The 16059-nt window shown below is 71.4% G+C and carries 15 protein-coding genes; 14 read left to right on the top strand and 1 reads right to left on the bottom strand.

What is annotated here, in order from left to right:
* Positions 1–32: 32 nt before the first annotated feature.
* Positions 33–776 carry an MBL fold metallo-hydrolase gene (locus tag ACWGIH_RS11725; protein ID WP_453450833.1) on the bottom strand — a complete coding sequence of 248 codons (744 nt, stop codon included), beginning with the start codon at positions 774–776 and terminating at the stop codon, positions 33–35.
* Positions 777–977: 201 nt separating this feature from the next.
* Here ACWGIH_RS11725 and hrcA point away from each other — a divergent pair, with 201 nt between their 5' ends.
* The 14 genes from hrcA (at position 978) to ybeY (ending at position 16055) form a co-directional block, all read left to right on the top strand.
* Complete coding sequence (gene hrcA / locus ACWGIH_RS11720) at positions 978–1994, top strand: heat-inducible transcriptional repressor HrcA (RefSeq protein WP_351160429.1); 1017 nt, start codon at positions 978–980, stop codon at positions 1992–1994.
* Entirely contained in the window at positions 1995–3134 is a 1140-nt protein-coding gene (dnaJ, locus tag ACWGIH_RS11715; RefSeq protein ID WP_453395497.1) for a molecular chaperone DnaJ, read from the top strand.
* Positions 3135–3304: 170 nt separating this feature from the next.
* Positions 3305–4402 carry a nitronate monooxygenase gene (locus ACWGIH_RS11710; protein ID WP_453450834.1) on the top strand — a complete coding sequence of 366 codons (1098 nt, stop codon included), beginning with the start codon at positions 3305–3307 and terminating at the stop codon, positions 4400–4402.
* Positions 4399–5157 (top strand): 16S rRNA (uracil(1498)-N(3))-methyltransferase, encoded by a 759-nt coding sequence (locus tag ACWGIH_RS11705; RefSeq protein ID WP_453450835.1) that lies wholly within the window; start codon positions 4399–4401, stop codon positions 5155–5157. The genes ACWGIH_RS11710 and ACWGIH_RS11705 overlap by 4 nt, the downstream gene beginning before the upstream one ends.
* Positions 5158–5184: 27 nt before the next feature.
* A complete protein-coding gene (locus ACWGIH_RS11700) occupies positions 5185–5577 on the top strand; it encodes a VOC family protein (protein ID WP_453450836.1) in 393 nt (130 codons plus the stop codon).
* A gap of 117 nt (positions 5578–5694) precedes the next feature.
* Positions 5695–6255: a hypothetical protein gene (locus ACWGIH_RS11695; protein WP_453450837.1), complete on the top strand. Its 561-nt coding sequence runs from the start codon at positions 5695–5697 to the stop codon at positions 6253–6255.
* Between the two features lie 51 nt (positions 6256–6306).
* Positions 6307–9540: a S41 family peptidase gene (locus ACWGIH_RS11690; RefSeq protein ID WP_453450843.1), complete on the top strand. Its 3234-nt coding sequence runs from the start codon at positions 6307–6309 to the stop codon at positions 9538–9540.
* 55 nt (positions 9541–9595) lie between these two features.
* On the top strand, positions 9596–9949 hold the full coding sequence (locus ACWGIH_RS11685; RefSeq protein WP_453450838.1) for a histidine triad nucleotide-binding protein: 354 nt from the start codon (positions 9596–9598) through the stop codon (positions 9947–9949).
* A gap of 6 nt (positions 9950–9955) precedes the next feature.
* The gene (locus ACWGIH_RS11680) at positions 9956–10864 is read left to right on the top strand and encodes a ribonuclease Z (protein ID WP_453450839.1); all 909 of its coding nucleotides are present in this window, start codon (positions 9956–9958) and stop codon (positions 10862–10864) included.
* Between the two features lie 13 nt (positions 10865–10877).
* Positions 10878–11879, top strand: a complete 1002-nt coding sequence (locus tag ACWGIH_RS11675) for an adenosine deaminase (protein WP_453450840.1) — start codon at positions 10878–10880, stop codon at positions 11877–11879.
* 28 nt (positions 11880–11907) lie between these two features.
* Positions 11908–13098: a macrolide family glycosyltransferase gene (locus tag ACWGIH_RS11670; RefSeq protein WP_453450841.1), complete on the top strand. Its 1191-nt coding sequence runs from the start codon at positions 11908–11910 to the stop codon at positions 13096–13098.
* 143 nt (positions 13099–13241) lie between these two features.
* Positions 13242–14345, top strand: coding sequence for a carbohydrate kinase family protein (locus ACWGIH_RS11665; protein ID WP_453452814.1), 1104 nt, complete (start codon positions 13242–13244; stop codon positions 14343–14345).
* A gap of 149 nt (positions 14346–14494) precedes the next feature.
* Entirely contained in the window at positions 14495–15544 is a 1050-nt protein-coding gene (locus ACWGIH_RS11660; protein WP_453452816.1) for a PhoH family protein, read from the top strand.
* Positions 15545–15557: 13 nt separating this feature from the next.
* Complete coding sequence (gene ybeY / locus ACWGIH_RS11655) at positions 15558–16055, top strand: rRNA maturation RNase YbeY (protein ID WP_365817103.1); 498 nt, start codon at positions 15558–15560, stop codon at positions 16053–16055.
* Positions 16056–16059 lie beyond the last annotated feature (4 nt).

Here is a 16059-nt window from a genome sequence, read left to right as displayed (position 1 = left end):
GCATGACGATAAGAGGAACGGTGTGCGAGCGGCTACGACACGCCGAAGCGAGCCGCCAGTGTGGCGCGTTGCGCGCGGACAAATGCCGCATCGACCACCGCGCCGTGCCCCGGCACGTACAGCGCGTCCTCGCCGCCCAGGTCCAGGAGCCGGTCGAGCGCGGCCGGCCACCGTGCCGGGACCGCGTCAGGACCCGCCTGCGGTTCGCCCGACTCCTCGACCAGGTCGCCGCAGAAGACGATCTCGGGGGTGTCGCCCGTGCCGGGGACCAGGACCGCCAGGTCGTGTCCCGTGTGGCCCGGGCCGACGTTCGCGAGCAGGACCTGCACCCCGCCGCCCAGGTCGAGCGTCCACTCCCCGCACACCGCGTGATGCGGGCGGACGAGCAGGTCAGCCGCCTCCGCCGCGGCGTCCGGGGCGACCCCCTGCCGCACCGCGTCGTCGCGCAGCTCGTCGCCTCCCCTGGCGAGCAGCGCGTCGAGTCCGACCGCGCCGTACACCTCCACGCCCGCGAACGCCGCGGCGCCGAGAACGTGGTCGAAGTGCGGATGCGTCAGGGCGAGATGGGTGACCCGGCGGCTCCCGCCGAGGATGCCGCGCGCCTGGGTGCGCAGTTCCGCACCCTCGCGCAGGGTCGCGCCCGCCTCGATCATCAGCGCCGAATCACCGCCGACGACCAGGCCCGCCGTACAGTCCCAGACCGGCAGCCGCCTGCGTCCCACATGCGGCGCGAGCCGCTCCCAACCCGCCTCGTCCCAAGCCAGTGCCACGTCCATGGAGCCGACGCTAGTCCCGCGCGGGCGGCTTGGCAGCCGTCACTCCGGCCGTCGGACCGACATAGGGTCCGGCCCTTGCCGGGCCCGTACCTCGCAGCCGTACACTGGGCGCGGTGCAGGCTGGCACTCACCTGCGGGGAGTGCCAGGCAAGGCCGCGGGGCAGACGGGTCCCAGGGCGAAAAGGTGGAGGTGTTGCGCGGATGCTCAGTGAACGCAGGCTCGAGGTGCTGCGTGCCATCGTCCACGACTACGTCGGCACCGAGGAGCCCGTCGGCTCCAAGGCGCTCACCGAGCGGCACAGCCTCGGTGTCTCACCGGCCACCGTCCGCAACGACATGGCGGCGCTCGAGGAGGAAGGGTTCATCGCCCAGCCCCACACGAGCGCGGGCCGTATCCCGACCGACAAGGGGTACCGCCTCTTCGTCGACCGGCTCGCGGGCGTCAAGCCGATGGCGGCGCCGGAGCGCAGGGCCATCCAGAACTTCCTCGACGGCGCCGTCGACCTCGACGACGTCGTGGCGCGCACGGTACGGCTGCTCGCGCAGCTGACCCGGCAGGTCGCGGTCGTGCAGTATCCGTCCCTCACGCGGTCGACGGTGCGGCACGTGGAGCTGCTCTCACTGGCTCCCGCCCGGCTGATGCTCGTACTGATCACGGACACGGGCCGGGTCGAGCAGCGCATGATCGACTGTCCCGCCCCGTTCGGCGAGACCTCGCTCGCGGACCTGCGGGCGCGGCTCAACAGCAGGGTCGCGGGCCGTCGCTTCGCGGACGTGCCCCAGCTGGTGCAGGACATGACGGAGTCCTTCGACGCGGAGGACCGCGGCACGGTGGCGACGGTGCTCTCCACACTCCTCGAAACTCTTGTCGAGGAGACCGAGGAGCGGCTGATGATCGGCGGAACGGCCAATCTCACCCGCTTCGGACATGACTTTCCCCTCACCATCAGGCCCGTCCTGGAGGCTCTTGAGGAGCAGGTCGTCCTGCTCAAGTTGCTTGGCGAGGCCACAGATTCGGGCATGACCGTACGGATCGGTCACGAGAACGCCCATGAGGGACTCAGCTCTACGTCCGTGGTCTCCGTCGGCTACGGTTCGGGCAGCGAGGCAGTAGCCAAACTCGGCGTGGTCGGCCCGACCCGCATGGACTATCCGGGAACGATGGGAGCAGTACGCGCAGTGGCACGTTACGTCGGACAGATCCTGGCGGAGTCGTAAGTGGCCACGGACTACTACGCCGTACTAGGCGTGCGCCGCGACGCTTCCCAGGACGAGATCAAGAAGGCCTTCCGGAGGCTTGCGCGAGAGCTTCACCCGGACGTGAATCCGGACCCGAAGACTCAGGAGCGCTTCAAGGAGATCAACGCCGCGTACGAGGTGTTGTCGGACCCGCAGAAGAAGCAGGTCTACGACCTCGGCGGCGACCCGCTGTCCCAGCAGGGCGGGGGCGGCGGTGCGGGCGGTTTCGGGGCCGGTGGCTTCGGCAACTTCTCGGACATCATGGACGCGTTCTTCGGGACGGCGTCGCAGCGTGGCCCCCGGTCGCGCACGCGCCGTGGCCAGGACGCCATGATCCGGCTCGAGATCGACCTGGACGAGGCGGCCTTCGGGACCACCAAGGACATACAGGTCGACACGGCGGTCGTCTGTACGACCTGCAGCGGTGAAGGTGCCGCGCCGGGGACATCCGCTCAAACGTGTGACATGTGCCGCGGTCGCGGTGAGGTGTCGCAGGTCACGCGGTCCTTCCTCGGCCAGGTCATGACGTCGCGGCCGTGCCCGCAGTGTCAGGGCTTCGGCACGGTCGTGCCCACCCCCTGCCCGGAGTGCGCCGGCGACGGCCGCATCCGGTCGCGGCGGACGCTCACCGTGAAGATTCCCGCCGGTGTCGACAACGGCACGCGGATCCAGCTCGCGGGCGAGGGCGAGGTCGGCCCCGGCGGCGGTCCCGCGGGCGACCTGTACGTGGAGATCCACGAGCTGCCGCACGCCGTGTTCCAGCGGCGCGGGGACGATCTGCACTGCACGGTCACCATCCCCATGACGGCCGCGGCTCTGGGCACCAAGGTGCCCCTGGAGACGCTGGACGGCCTGGAGGAGGTCGACATCCGGCCCGGCACGCAGTCAGGACAGTCGGTGCCGCTGCACGGCAGGGGCATCACGCACCTGCGGGGCGGCGGTCGCGGTGACCTCATCGTGCACGTCGAGGTCCTCACGCCGAGCAAGCTGGACGCGGAGCAGGAGCGGGTCCTGCGGGAGCTCGCGCAGCTGCGCGGCGAGGAGAGGCCCACGGGGCAGTTCCAGCCGGGGCAGCAGGGTCTGTTCTCTCGCCTGAAAGACGCGTTCAACGGCCGCTGAGGTTCTGGTGCTCCGGCACCGGAGGGTTTGCCCTCCGGTGCCGGAGCATTGCCGATTTCTGCGGGGTGCCGGGTGGGTGGGCAGGAAAGTCTGTAGCCCGCCGCAGGCGCCCGCGGGCAAGGCGCAAGGGGCGATTCGGCCGCCCGCCCAGGGCATGGCACGATGCGTTCATGCCCACCGCACTGACCGATCTCTGCCGCCTACCGATCGTGCAGGCCCCCATGGCGGGCGGCGCCTCGTGCCCCCAGCTCGCCGCGGCCGTCTCCGAAGCCGGGGGGCTCGGATATCTCGCCGCCGGATACAAAACCGCCGACGGGATGTACCAGGAGATCAAACAGCTGCGGGGGCTCACGAGCCGGCCGTTCGGCGTGAACCTGTTCATGCCGCAGCCCGAGTACGCGGACGCCGCCGCCGTCGACGTCTACCGCAACCAGCTCGCCGGTGAGGCCTCCTGGTACGAGACGCAGCTCGGCGACCCGGACAGTGGCCGCGACGACGGCTACGACGCCAAGCTGGCGATCCTCGTCGAGGACCCGGTGCCGCTGGTGTCGTTCACCTTCGGCTGCCCCACCCGCGACGTCTTCGACGCCTTCGCCCGCGTCGGCACCATCACCGTCGCCACCGTCACCTCGCCCGAGGAGGCTCAGACCGCCCAGTGGTCGGGTGCCGACGCCGTGTGCGTCCAGGGCATCGAGGCGGGCGGCCACCAGGGCACGCACCGCGACAACCCCGAGACGGACGGCGCGGGGCTCGGCCTCCTCTCGCTCATCGCGCAGGTGCGCGACACCGTGCAGATCCCGATCGTCGCGGCCGGCGGTCTGATGCGCGGCTCGCAGATCGCCGCGGTGCTCGCGGCCGGCGCGGACGCCGCGCAGCTCGGCACGGCCTTCCTGGTCTGCCCCGAGTCGGGCGCGAACGCCCTGCACAAGCAGGCCATGACCAACCCGCTGTTCACCCGCACCGAGCTGACCCGGGCCTTCTCGGGGCGCCCCGCGCGGGGCCTGGTCAACCGCTTCATGCGGGAGCACGGTCCCTACGCCCCCGCCGCCTACCCCCAGGTCCACCACCTCACCAGCGGTCTGCGCAAGGCCGCGGCCAAGGCCGGTGACGCGCAGGGCATGGCGCTGTGGGCGGGGCAGGGCCACCGCATGGCGCGCGAGCTTCCCGCCGGGCAGCTCGTGGAGGTCCTCGCGGCCGAACTGGCCGAGTCGAAGGCAGCGTTGGCGGCCGGAGGGCAGCAGGGGGACCAGCCGGGGGGCCAGGCGTGACCGCGCCCGTCTTCGTCGTCGAGACCTTCGAGCCCATCGAGAAGGCGGCCGCGGGTGGCGACGGACGCTACGTCCTCGACGGCCCCGAAGGGCGCCATGCCGTCTCCGTGAAGCGGCTGCACGCCGGTGAGGACGTCGTCCTGACCGACGGGGCCGGGCGCTGGGCGAACTGCGTGGTCGAGGACACCGAGGGCAAGGACCGGCTGATCCTGCGGATGGTCTCCGTACGCGAAGAGGAGCCGCAGGAGCCCCGCATCACCGTCGTACAGGCCCTGCCCAAGGGCGACCGCGGTGAACTCGCCGTCGAGACCATGACGGAGACCGGCGTCGACGCGATCGTGCCCTGGTCCGCGTCGCGCTGCATCACGCAGTGGAAGGGCGAGCGCGGGCTCAAGGCGCTCGGCAAGTGGCGGGCCACGGCGCGCGAGGCCGGCAAGCAGTCCCGCCGGGTGCGGTTCCCCGAGGTGGCGGACGCCATGTCGACGAAACAGGTGGCGGCGCTGCTCGCCTCCGCCGACCTCGCCGCGGTCCTGCACGAGGAGGGCAGCGAGCCGCTGGCCACGGCCGGTCTCCCGGCGGCCGGGCACATCGTCCTCGTCGTCGGCCCCGAGGGTGGCGTGTCACCGGACGAGCTCGCGGCCTTCGCGGACGCGGGGGCGAAGCCGTACCGCCTGGGGCGTAGCGTGTTGCGTACGTCGACCGCGGGGACGGCGGCGGCCGCGCTGCTCCTGGGGCGCACGGGCCGCTGGTCCTGAACTCCCGCGCCGGGTGAGGGAGATGCCGTGGAACTGGCCCAAGTACGGCTGCTCGTATCGGACTTCAGTGCCTGCTACCGCTTCTACGCCGACATCCTCGGCCTCAAGCCGCAGTCGGGGGCGGTGCACGGGCCGTACGAGAAGTTCAGTCCCGCGGTCGGTTCCGCGGGGATCGCGCTCCAGGACCGCTCGATGATGGCCCGGCTCCTCGACGAGCTGGACGAGTCGGCGACCGGCCACCGCTCACTGGTGGTGCTCCGGGTCGACGACCTCGACGCGTACTGCGGGCAGATCGTCGGGCGCGGCGGTGTCATCGCCCAGGGGCCCGCCCCGCTGACCGACCGCATGCGGGCCGCCCATCTCAAGGACCCGGAAGGGAACTTGGTGGAGTTGCAGGAGTGGCTGCTGCTGCGCGGCTGAAGCCGGTCAACTGCTCAGGGCCTCGCGGGAGTTGGACGCAAAGGGGACTGTCGTCAGGCGGCTCGCAGTGGCACTCTGCCGCCCATGGGGGCATTGAGGCGCATACGAGATCGTGCGGTGGAGGTACGTGGACGGCGCCGCCGGGAGCTGTACGCCGTCGGGTTCGCGGGGGCGGCGGTGATCGGGGCCGCCGCGTGTGATCCGACCGCCGGCGGCATGAACACCGCGGCCATCGCCATCACCACGGACGAGATGGCGACCAAGGAGCTGGAGCGGCAGCAACTCGACGTGCTGTGGATCAGCTGCACCGCCCGCTACGAGTCCAAGGTCACACCGTCCAGCGGCTCCCCCGACCGGGACGCCGCGGCCACCGTCGACTGCCAGGGTCAGGCCAAGAACGACAAGAGCTCGGACGGCACCAGCGACATCACCGTCAAGGGTTCGGTGTGGTCCGTCGTCGACGGGCGCTGCGTACGCGGCAACCTCACCGCCAAGGTCGACGGCAAGCAGTGGTTCCGGGTGGACGTGCTCGGCGACTGCGCCGGAGGCGACACATCGGAGCAGCCGCAGGACCCGGACCAGCCGGACCAGCCGGACGAGCCCGACCAGCCGCCCGTCGCGACCGTCACGGTGACCGTCACGCCCCATCCGAGCTGCTCGTGCATCAGGGGCAAGTGATCCAAAACCCTGTCCGGCTCCGCCGACCCTGCCTAGGCTGGCCGTGTGACACTGACTGGGCACTCTGCGTATCTCCGGTTTCCCCATCTGCGCGGCGAGTTGGTCGCCTTCACCGCCGAGGACGACGTCTGGGTCGCGCCGCTCGACGGCGGCCGGGCGTGGCGCGTCAGCGCCGACAACATGCCGGTGAACCACCCCCGGTTCTCCCAGGACGGGACCACCGTCGCCTGGACGTCCACGCGTGACGGCGCCCCCGAGGTGCATGTCGCCCCGGCCGACGGCGGACCTTCCGAGCGCCTTACGTACTGGGGCAGTTCACGCACCTCGGTACGCGGCTGGACCCCGGACGGGCGGGTCCTCGCCGTCAGCACGGCAGGCCAGGCCTCGCTGCGCCGCAGCTGGGCGCGGGCCGTCCCGCTGGACGGCGGGCCTGCGGACACGCTGCCGTACGGACTCGTGGGCGATGTCGCGTACGGCCCCCGGGACGGCCAGGTCCTGCTGCTCTCCGCGCCGATGGGGCGCGAGGCCGCCTGGTGGAAGCGCTACCGCGGCGGCACGGCGGGCAAGCTCTGGATCCGGCGCGGGGACACCGGCACGGACGCGGACGGCGGCGAGGCCCGCTTCGTACGCGTCCACGAAGAGCTCGACGGGAACATCGAGTACCCGCTGTGGGTGGGTGAGCGTGTCGCCTTTCTCTCCGATCACGAGGGCGTCGGAGCCGTCTACTCCTCGCTCGCCGACGGCTCCGAGTTGCGCAGGCACACCGGCATCGACGGTTTCTACGCCCGGCACGCCGCTACCGACGGCACGCGCGTCGTGTACGCGTCGGCGGGTGAACTCTGGCTCCTGGACGACCTGGTGGACGCCGCGCCCCGCCGTCTCGACATCCGCCTCGGCGGCCAGCGCGCCGACCTCCAGCCGCACCCCGTGAGCGCGGCACGCTGGTTCGGTGCGGCCGCTCCCGACCACACGGGGCGGGGCAGCGCCGTCTCCGTGCGCGGCGGCGTGCACTGGGTGACGCACCGCGAGGGGCCCGCCCGCGCGCTCGCCGCCGAGCACGGGGTGCGCGCACGGCTGCCGCGCACGTTCCGGGTCGACGGCGAGGAACACGTCGTCTGGGTGACGGACGCGGAGGGCGACGACGCGCTCCAGTTCGCGCCGGCCACGGGCCTCGCGCCCGGCGCCACCCCGCGCAGGATCGCCGCCGGGCAGCTGGGCCGGGTCCTCGGGCTCGCCGTGGCACCCGACGGGAGCCGGGCCGCCGTCGCCTCGCACGACGGCCGGGTGCTCCTTGTCGAGCGGGAGAGCGGTGAGGTGCGTGAGGTCGACCGCGGGGAGCACGGCGACGCCACCGGGCTCGTCTTCTCGCCCGACTCGGCCTGGCTCGCGTGGTCGCATCCGGGGCCGAGTCCACTGCGGCAGCTGAAGCTGGCCAACACGGCCGATCTCTCGGTGTCCGACGCGACGCCACTGCGGTTCCGTGACTACGCGCCCGCGTTCACCCTCGACGGGAAGCATCTGGCGTTCCTGTCCGCGCGGGCCTTCGACCCCGTCTACGACGAGCACGTCTTCGACCTCGCCTTCGTCGGAGGATCGCGGCCCCACCTCATCACCCTTGCCGCCACCACGCCCTCGCCCTTCGGGCCGCAGCGCCATGGGCGGCCCTTCGAGGCTCCCGACAAGGACGAGACCCCGGACAGCGAGGGCTCGCCCGTCACCCGCATCGACCTCGACGGTCTCGCCGACCGCATCGTGCCGTTCCCGGTCGAGGCCGCCCGGTACTCGACGCTGCGGGCCGCCAAGGACGGCGTCCTGTGGCTGCGGCACCCCGTGCGGGGCGTCCTCGGCGCGTCCCGGGCCACCCCGTCCGACCCCTACCCGCAGACCGAGCTCGAGCGCTACGACCTGGTCCAGCAGCGCATCGAGGAACTGGCATCGGACGCCGACCACTTCGCCGTCAGCGGGGACGGCAAGCGGGTGCTGCTGTGGGCCGACGGAAAGCTGAAGGTCGTGCCGAGCGACCGGCGTGCCTCCGGGGACGAGAGCTCCGACTCGAACATCACCGTCGACCTCACACGGGTCAGGCAGACCGTCGACCCCGCCGCCGAATGGCGCCAGATGTACGACGAGGCCGGGCGCCTCATGCGGGACAACTTCTGGCGTCCCGACCTGGGCGGGATCGACTGGGACGGCGTACTCGACCGGTACCGTCCGGTGCTCGACCGGGTGGCCACCCACGACGACCTAGTGGACCTGCTGTGGGAGGTCGCCGGAGAGCTCGGCACCTCGCACGCGTACGTCATGGGCGGCGGAACCCGGGGGAGTTCGGCGCTGCGCCAGGGGCTGCTCGGCGCGGACGTCTCGCGCGGCGCGGACGGCGCGTGGCGCATCGACCGCATCCTGCCCTCCGAGACCTCTGATCCCGCCGCCAGGTCGCCGCTCGCCGCCCCCGGCGTCGCGGTGCGTGCCGGGGACGCCTTGCTGGCCGTCGCGGGGCGCCCGGTCGATCCGGTGGTGGGCCCCGGCCCGCTCCTCGTGGGCACGGCGGGCAAGCCGGTGGAGCTGACGGTGTCGCCCGCGGGCGGGGGCGACCCGCGGCACGCGGTGGTGATCCCCGTCGACGACGAGGAGCCGCTGCGGTACCACGCCTGGGTCGTGGACCGGCGTGCGTACGTCCACGAGCGGTCGGGCGGGCGGCTCGGATACCTGCACGTGCCGGACATGCAGGCCCCCGGCTGGGCGCAGATCCACCGGGACCTGCGGGTGGAGGTGGCCCGGGACGGTCTCGTGGTGGACGTACGGGAGAACCGTGGCGGGCACACGTCCCAGCTGGTGGTGGAGAAGCTGGCCCGCAAGATCGTGGGCTGGGACCTGCCGCGGGGCGCGCGGCCCTTCAGCTATCCGGCGGACGCGCCGCGCGGGCCCGTCGTCGCCGTCGCCAACGAATTCTCCGGCTCCGACGGGGACATCGTGAACGCGGCGATCAAGGCGCTGGGGATCGGGCCCGTGGTGGGGACGCGGACGTGGGGCGGCGTCATCGGCATCGACAGCCGGTACCGGTTGGTGGACGGGACGCTGGTGACCCAGCCGAAGTACGCGTTCTGGCTGGAGGGCTACGGCTGGGGCGTCGAGAACTACGGGGTCGACCCGGACGTGGAGGTGGTGACGACCCCGGAGGACCACGCGGCGGGCCGGGACCCGCAACTGGACGAGGCGATCCGCCTGGCACTGGCTTCCCTGGAGACGACACCTCCCAAGACGGCACCGGAGCTGCCGGGGTCCTGAGGTCGCCGGATAGCATGCGGGTGGACCAGTGAAGAGCGAGGACCGGAGGCACCGCATGGCGGGAGAACCGCAGGCTGACTGCCTGTTCTGCAAGATCGTCGCGGGGGACGTGCCCGCGACCCTCGTCAGGGAGACGGACACGACCGTCGCCTTCCGGGACATCAACCCGCAGGCCCCCAGCCACGTATTGATCATCCCCAAGGCGCACTACCCGGACGCCGCCGCCCTCGCCGCCGCCGAACCCACCATCGCCGCAGACGTCCTGCGCGAGGCCGGCGAGGTCGCCGCCGAGGAGAAGGCGGAGAGCTACCGCATCGTCTTCAACACCGGTACCGGCGCGGGCCAGACCGTCTTCCACGCGCACGCCCACGTCCTCGGCGGACGCGGCCTGCAGTGGCCTCCGGGATAAGCGCCCTTGTCCGTCCGTGAACTGGTGGTCCTCGGCACCGCCAGCCAGGTCCCCACCCGGCACCGCAACCACAACGGGTACGTCCTGCTCTGGGACGGGCAGGGCATCCTCTTCGACCCCGGCGAGGGCACGCAGCGCCAGATGCTGCGTGCCGGGGTCGCGGCGCACGACCTGCACCGGATCTGCGTCACGCATTTCCACGGCGATCATTCGCTCGGCCTGCCGGGGGTCATCCAGCGCATCAACCTGGATCGCGTCCCGCACGACGTGACCGTGCACTTCCCGCGCTCCGGGCAGCACTTCTTCGACCGGCTCCGGTACGCCACCGCCTACCGCGAGACCGTCGCCCTCGTCCAGGAGCCCGTGTCGGACGACGGCCCCTTGGCCGTCACCCCCTCCTTCGCGCTGGACGCCGTCAAGCTCTCGCACCCCGTCGAGTCCTTCGGCTACCGCATCACCGAGCCCGACGGCCGGCGGATACTTCCGGAGCTGCTCGCCGAGCGCGGCATCGCCGGGCCCGACGTGGGCCGCCTGCAGCGGGAAGGCTCGCTGCGGGGCGTCACGCTCGACGAGGTGAGCGCGGTGCGGCGGGGGCAGAAGTTCGCCTTCGTGATGGACACCCGCCTCTGCGACGGCGTCCGCGCCCTTGCCGACGGCTGCGACATGCTCGTCATCGAATCCACGTTCCTGGACGAGGACGAACAACTGGCTCTCGATCACGGGCACTTGACCGTGGGGCAAGCCGCCCGGGTCGCCGTGGACGGCCGTGTCCGGCATCTCGTGCTGACCCATTTCAGTCAGCGCTACCCCGACCCCGGCGTTTTCGAGCAGCAGGCCCGGGACGCGGGATTCGACGGTGAACTCACCGTCGCCAAAGACCTGCTGCGTGTACCTCTGCCCAAACGAACCACCTGAGTGAGCCGCCGCCATGCCCCTTCCCAAAGCCGAACTCCACCTCCACATCGAGGGGACGCTCGAACCCGAGCTCGCTTTCTCCCTCGCCGCCCGCAACGGCGTGACGCTCCCGTACGCGGACACCGAAGAGCTCCGCAAGGCCTATCTCTTCGATGATCTGCAGTCCTTTCTCGACCTGTACTACGGGTTGATGGCCGTTCTGCGGACCGAGGCGGACTTCGAGGAGCTCGCCGACGCCTATCTGGCGCGAGCGGCCAGCCAGGGCGTGCGGCACGCGGAGATCTTCTTCGACCCGCAGGCGCACATGGCGCGCGGCGTCGGCATCGGAACGGTGATCGAGGGGCTCGGGCGCGCCCTCGACCGCAGTGTCGAGCGGCACGGGATCTCGACCAAGCTCATCATGTGCTTCCTGCGCGACGAGTCCGCCGAGTCCGCCCTGCAGACGCTGGAAGCCGCCAAGCCCCATCTGCACCGCATCATCGGCGTCGGGCTCGACTCCGCCGAGGTCGGGCACCCGCCCGCCAAGTTCCGCGAGGTGTACGAGGCGGCGGCAGCGCTCGGCCTGCGCCGGGTCGCGCACGCGGGCGAGGAGGGGCCGCCCGCGTACATCACCGAGGCCCTTGACGTTCTCGGCGTCGAGCGCATCGACCACGGGCTGCGCTGCATGGAGGACCCGGAGCTGGTCGAACGCCTCGTGCGTGAGCGGGTGCCGCTGACGCTGTGCCCGCTGTCCAACGTCCGGCTGCGCGCCATCGACGTACTCGAAGAGCATCCCCTGGCGCGGATGATGGACGCCGGGCTGCTGTGCACGGTCAACTCCGACGACCCCGCGTACTTCGGCGGCTATGTGGACGACACCTTCCACGCCGTACGGGAAGCCCTGGCGATCGACCAGGAACGGCTGCGGGAGCTCGCGCGGAACTCCTTCGAGGCGTCCTTCCTCGACGGCAGCGCACAGGACGAGGCACTGCGGACGCGGTACCTCGCCGAGGTCGCGGGATATTCCTTCGACTGATCGCGAAGGGCGGGCCTACGGTTCGCCCATGCATCGTCAAACATCCCGTCGCCCTGCCCATATCGCCATGGTCGGCGTCCCGATGGTCAGTCACGTGCTGCCCGGCCTGGAGATCATCCGCGAACTCGTGGCGCGCGGGCACCGGGTGACGTACGCCAACGACCCGGCGACGCGTGAGCTGATCGAGCCCACCGGCGCCGAACTCGTCCCGTGCACATCGGGGTTGCCGTTCAAGGAGAACGTCTGGCCCGAGGATCCGATCGCCGCCAGCGGTCTGTTCCTCGACGACGCGATGGCGGTGCTCCCGCAGCTGCGCTCGTTCTACGACGACGATCCCGCCGATCTGTATCTGTACGACATCGGCGCGTACGTCGCCCGCGCGCTCGCCGAGGCGCAGGGGCGGCCGTTCGTGCAGCTGTCGCCCACCTTCGTGTCCTGGGACGGCTACCAGGAGGAGGTCGGGGCGCAGTTGAAGCAGCTGCCGGGGGCCGCCGAACTTCAGGCGCGGTTCGGCGAGTGGCTCGCGGGATGCGGGGCCACGACCCTGGATGTGGACACCTTCTCGGGCACGCCGGAACACGCCGTGGCCACGATCCCCCGTGCCATGCAGCTGTTCGCCGACCGGGTCGACCCGAAGCGGGTCGCCTTCGTCGGGCCCTGCTTCGGCGACCGCTCGGCGCAGGGCGGCTGGCAGCGGCCCGAGAGCGCCGAGAAGGTGCTGCTCGTGTCGCTGGGCTCCGCGTACACGCAGCAGCCCGAGTTCTACCGGCGGTGCGTGGAGGCGTTCGGCGGGCTCGCCGGGTGGCACGTGGTGCTGCAGATCGGCAAGCACGTGGATCCCGCGGAACTGGGCGAGGTGCCGGGGAACGTGGAAGTGCGCTCGTGGGTTCCGCAGTTGGCGATCCTGGAGCAGGCCGACGCGTTCGTCACGCACGCGGGCATGGGCAGCAGCAGCGAGGGCCTTTTCAGCGGAGTGCCGATGATCGCCGTACCGCAGGGCGCCGAGCAGCCGCTCAACGCGGACCGGCTCGTGGAACTGGGGGTCGCGCGGCGGATCGACACGGCCGACGCGACGGCTGACGCGTTGCGCCGCGCACTGCTGGAGCTGACGTCCGACGCCGACGTCGCGCTCCGGGTCGCGCGCCTGAAGGCGGAGGTGCGGGCCGAGGGGGGCACGGCCCGTGCGGCCGACCTCGTGGAGGCGCGGCTCGGCGGCTAGTGGCGCGGTGGGTGGTAGCGGGTGCCGCTTTCCCCGGTCCACACCCCGGACCTCGCTCCCCAAACGCCGCGGGGGCCGAAAAATCGGCCCCCGCGGCGTTTGCCGCACCGCCCGAGCGAAGCTTCGTCCGTTACCGTCCCTGCATGGTCGTACCTCTCAAACCCAGCATCGACCCGCTCAAGGGAGCCCGCAGAGCAGGCGATCCGCCCTGCGACGTCTTCCTCACCGGCACGGTCTTCCTCGACATCATCTTCACCGGGCTCGACTCGGCGCCCGTGCGCGGCACCGAATCCTGGGCGCGCGGCATGGGGTCGAGCCCCGGCGGCGTCGCCAACATGGCGACCGCGCTGGCCCGGCTCGGCCTGCGCACCTCGCTGGCGGCGGCGTTCGGGGACGACCACTACGGGGAGTACTGCTGGGACGCGCTGGAACAGGGCGAGGGCATCGACCTCGCGACCTCACGCACCGTGCCCGGCTGGCACTCACCGGTGACCGTCTCCATGGCCTACGAGGGCGAGCGGACCATGGTCAGCCACGGGCACGAGCCGCCGCCCGACGCCACATCCCCGGACGGCGGCGCCCCGGCCTGCCCGCCACGCGCGCGCGCCGCGGTCGCCTCCCTGACGCCCGGCGCGCGCTCCCCGTGGATCGCCGAGGCCGCGCGCGAGGGCACACGGATCTTCGCCGACGTGGGCTGGGACGACACCGGCCGCTGGGACCTGGCGGGGCTCCCGGACCTGCGGCATTGCGAGGCGTTCCTGCCGAACGCGGAGGAGGCCATGCGGTACACGCGCACGCAGTGCCCCCGGGCCGCCGCGCGTGCGCTGACCGAACACGTGCCGCTCGCCGTGGTGACGCTGGGTGCCGAAGGGGCGTACGCGGTGGACGGGCGGACCGGCGAGACCGCCGAGGTTCCGGCCATCGCGGTCGAGGCGCTCGATCCCACGGGGGCCGGTGATGTCTTCGTGGCGGGTTTCGTGACCGGCACCCTCGCCGGGTGGCCCCTCGCCGACCGGCTCGCCTTCGCGGGGCTCACGGCGGCGCTCTCGGTCCAGGAGTTCGGCGGCTCCCTCTCGGCGCCGGGCTGGGCGGAGGTCGCCACATGGTGGCGGACCGTGCGGGAGGTCGACGACCAGGACCCCGTGGCGCTGCGCAGGTACGGGTTCCTGGAGGGGCTGCTTCCGGAGGCCACGCGTCCGTGGCCGCTGCGGCGCGCGGTGCCCACGATCGGGTTCCGGTCGGCGTAGCCGCCGCCGGAAGTCGCACACTCGTGCGTGACCGGAGTGGAAAAGCCCTACGGCGGTGACAGTGGTGCGTCGTACTCTTGGCAGTGCAAGGCTGTCGAGCGGCCACCAAGCCCCGCATGAGGAGGATGAGCAGGCCTAAGTGCCGGCCCATGACTCAGACACCCACAGCTCGTACCCCTGCCCAGGGCCAGTCGCGAGCACATTTCACCGTCCCGGCCAACCACCCGATGGTGACGGTGCTCGGTTCCGGAGACGCCCTGTTGCGCGTGATCGAGAAGGCCTTCCCGGCGGCCGACATCCATGTCCGGGGCAATGAGATCAGCGCTGTCGGTGACGCCCATGAAGTCACCCTCATCCAGCGACTGTTCGACGAGATGATGCTGGTGCTCCGCACCGGTCAGCCGATGACGGAGGACGCAGTGGAACGCTCGATCGCCATGCTCAGGGCGGACGAGGCAGGAGAGGGCGACGGCCAGGAGACCCCGGCCGAGGTCCTCACGCAGAACATCCTCTCGTCCCGCGGCCGCACGATCCGCCCCAAGACGCTCAACCAGAAGCGCTACGTCGACGCCATCGACAAGAACACCATCGTCTTCGGCATCGGCCCCGCGGGCACCGGCAAGACCTACCTGGCCATGGCCAAGGCCGTGCAGGCCCTCCAGGCCAAGCAGGTCAACCGCATCATCCTGACCCGACCCGCCGTCGAGGCCGGTGAGCGGCTCGGCTTCCTGCCGGGCACGCTCTACGAGAAGATCGACCCGTATCTGCGGCCGTTGTACGACGCGCTGCACGACATGCTCGACCCGGACTCGATCCCGCGTCTGATGGCGGCGGGCACCATCGAGGTCGCGCCGCTGGCGTACATGCGCGGTCGCACCCTCAATGACGCCTTCATCATTCTCGACGAGGCGCAGAACACCAGCGTCGAGCAGATGAAGATGTTCCTCACCCGCCTCGGCTTCGAGTCGAAGATCGTGATCACGGGCGACGTCACCCAGGTAGACCTGCCGAACGGCACGAAGTCGGGTCTGCGCCAGGTCCAGGACATCCTCGAGGGCATCGACGACGTGCACTTCTCGCGGCTCACGTCCCACGATGTCGTCCGGCACAAGCTCGTCGGCCGTATCGTCGACGCGTACGAGAAGTACGACGACAGCCAGCAGAACCAGAAGCAGCAGAACCAGAAACACGGGAAGTAGCGAAGCCAGCGCCATGTCGATCGACGTCAACAACGAGTCCGGGACCGAGGTCGACGAGCAGGCGATCCTCGACATCGCCCGTTACGCCCTCGCGCGGATGCGCATCCACCCGCTCTCCGAGCTCTCGGTGATCGTCGTGGACGAGGACGCCATGGAGCAGCTCCACATCCAGTGGATGGACCTGCCGGGGCCGACGGACGTCATGTCCTTCCCCATGGACGAACTGCGCCCGCCGGCCAAGGACGAGGAGGAGCCCCCGCAGGGCCTCCTCGGAGACATCGTGCTCTGCCCCGAGGTCGCCACCAAGCAGGGCAAGGAAGCGCCCACGGAGCACTCCATGGACGAGGAGCTCCAGCTGCTCACCGTCCACGGGGTGCTTCACCTGCTCGGGTACGACCACGAGGAGCCGGACGAGAAGGCCGAGATGTTCGGCCTCCAGGCGGCCATCGTCGACGGCTGGCGCGGGGAGAACGGCCTGACGGGCCCCTCTCCGGCGCCCACGGTCTCGTAGGCCC

Source organism: Streptomyces sp. NPDC054872 (assembly GCF_053610705.1).
The sequence above is the reverse complement of the archived record's forward strand: the minus strand, read 5'-3'. Positions and strand labels throughout refer to the sequence as shown.

What these genes read in the sequence shown, in the direction of transcription:
- ACWGIH_RS11725 (WP_453450833.1), bottom strand. Translation starts at nt 776, where the DNA reads ATGGACGTGGCACTGGCTTGGGACGAGGCGGGTTGGGAGCGGCTCGCG.
- hrcA (WP_351160429.1), top strand. Translation starts at nt 978, where the DNA reads ATGCTCAGTGAACGCAGGCTCGAGGTGCTGCGTGCCATCGTCCACGAC.
- ACWGIH_RS11710 (WP_453450834.1), top strand. Translation starts at nt 3,305, where the DNA reads ATGCCCACCGCACTGACCGATCTCTGCCGCCTACCGATCGTGCAGGCC.
- ACWGIH_RS11685 (WP_453450838.1), top strand. Translation starts at nt 9,596, where the DNA reads ATGGCGGGAGAACCGCAGGCTGACTGCCTGTTCTGCAAGATCGTCGCG.
- ACWGIH_RS11675 (WP_453450840.1), top strand. Translation starts at nt 10,878, where the DNA reads ATGCCCCTTCCCAAAGCCGAACTCCACCTCCACATCGAGGGGACGCTC.
- ACWGIH_RS11670 (WP_453450841.1), top strand. Translation starts at nt 11,908, where the DNA reads ATGCATCGTCAAACATCCCGTCGCCCTGCCCATATCGCCATGGTCGGC.
- ACWGIH_RS11665 (WP_453452814.1), top strand. Translation starts at nt 13,242, where the DNA reads ATGGTCGTACCTCTCAAACCCAGCATCGACCCGCTCAAGGGAGCCCGC.
- ACWGIH_RS11660 (WP_453452816.1), top strand. Translation starts at nt 14,495, where the DNA reads ATGACTCAGACACCCACAGCTCGTACCCCTGCCCAGGGCCAGTCGCGA.
- ybeY (WP_365817103.1), top strand. Translation starts at nt 15,558, where the DNA reads ATGTCGATCGACGTCAACAACGAGTCCGGGACCGAGGTCGACGAGCAG.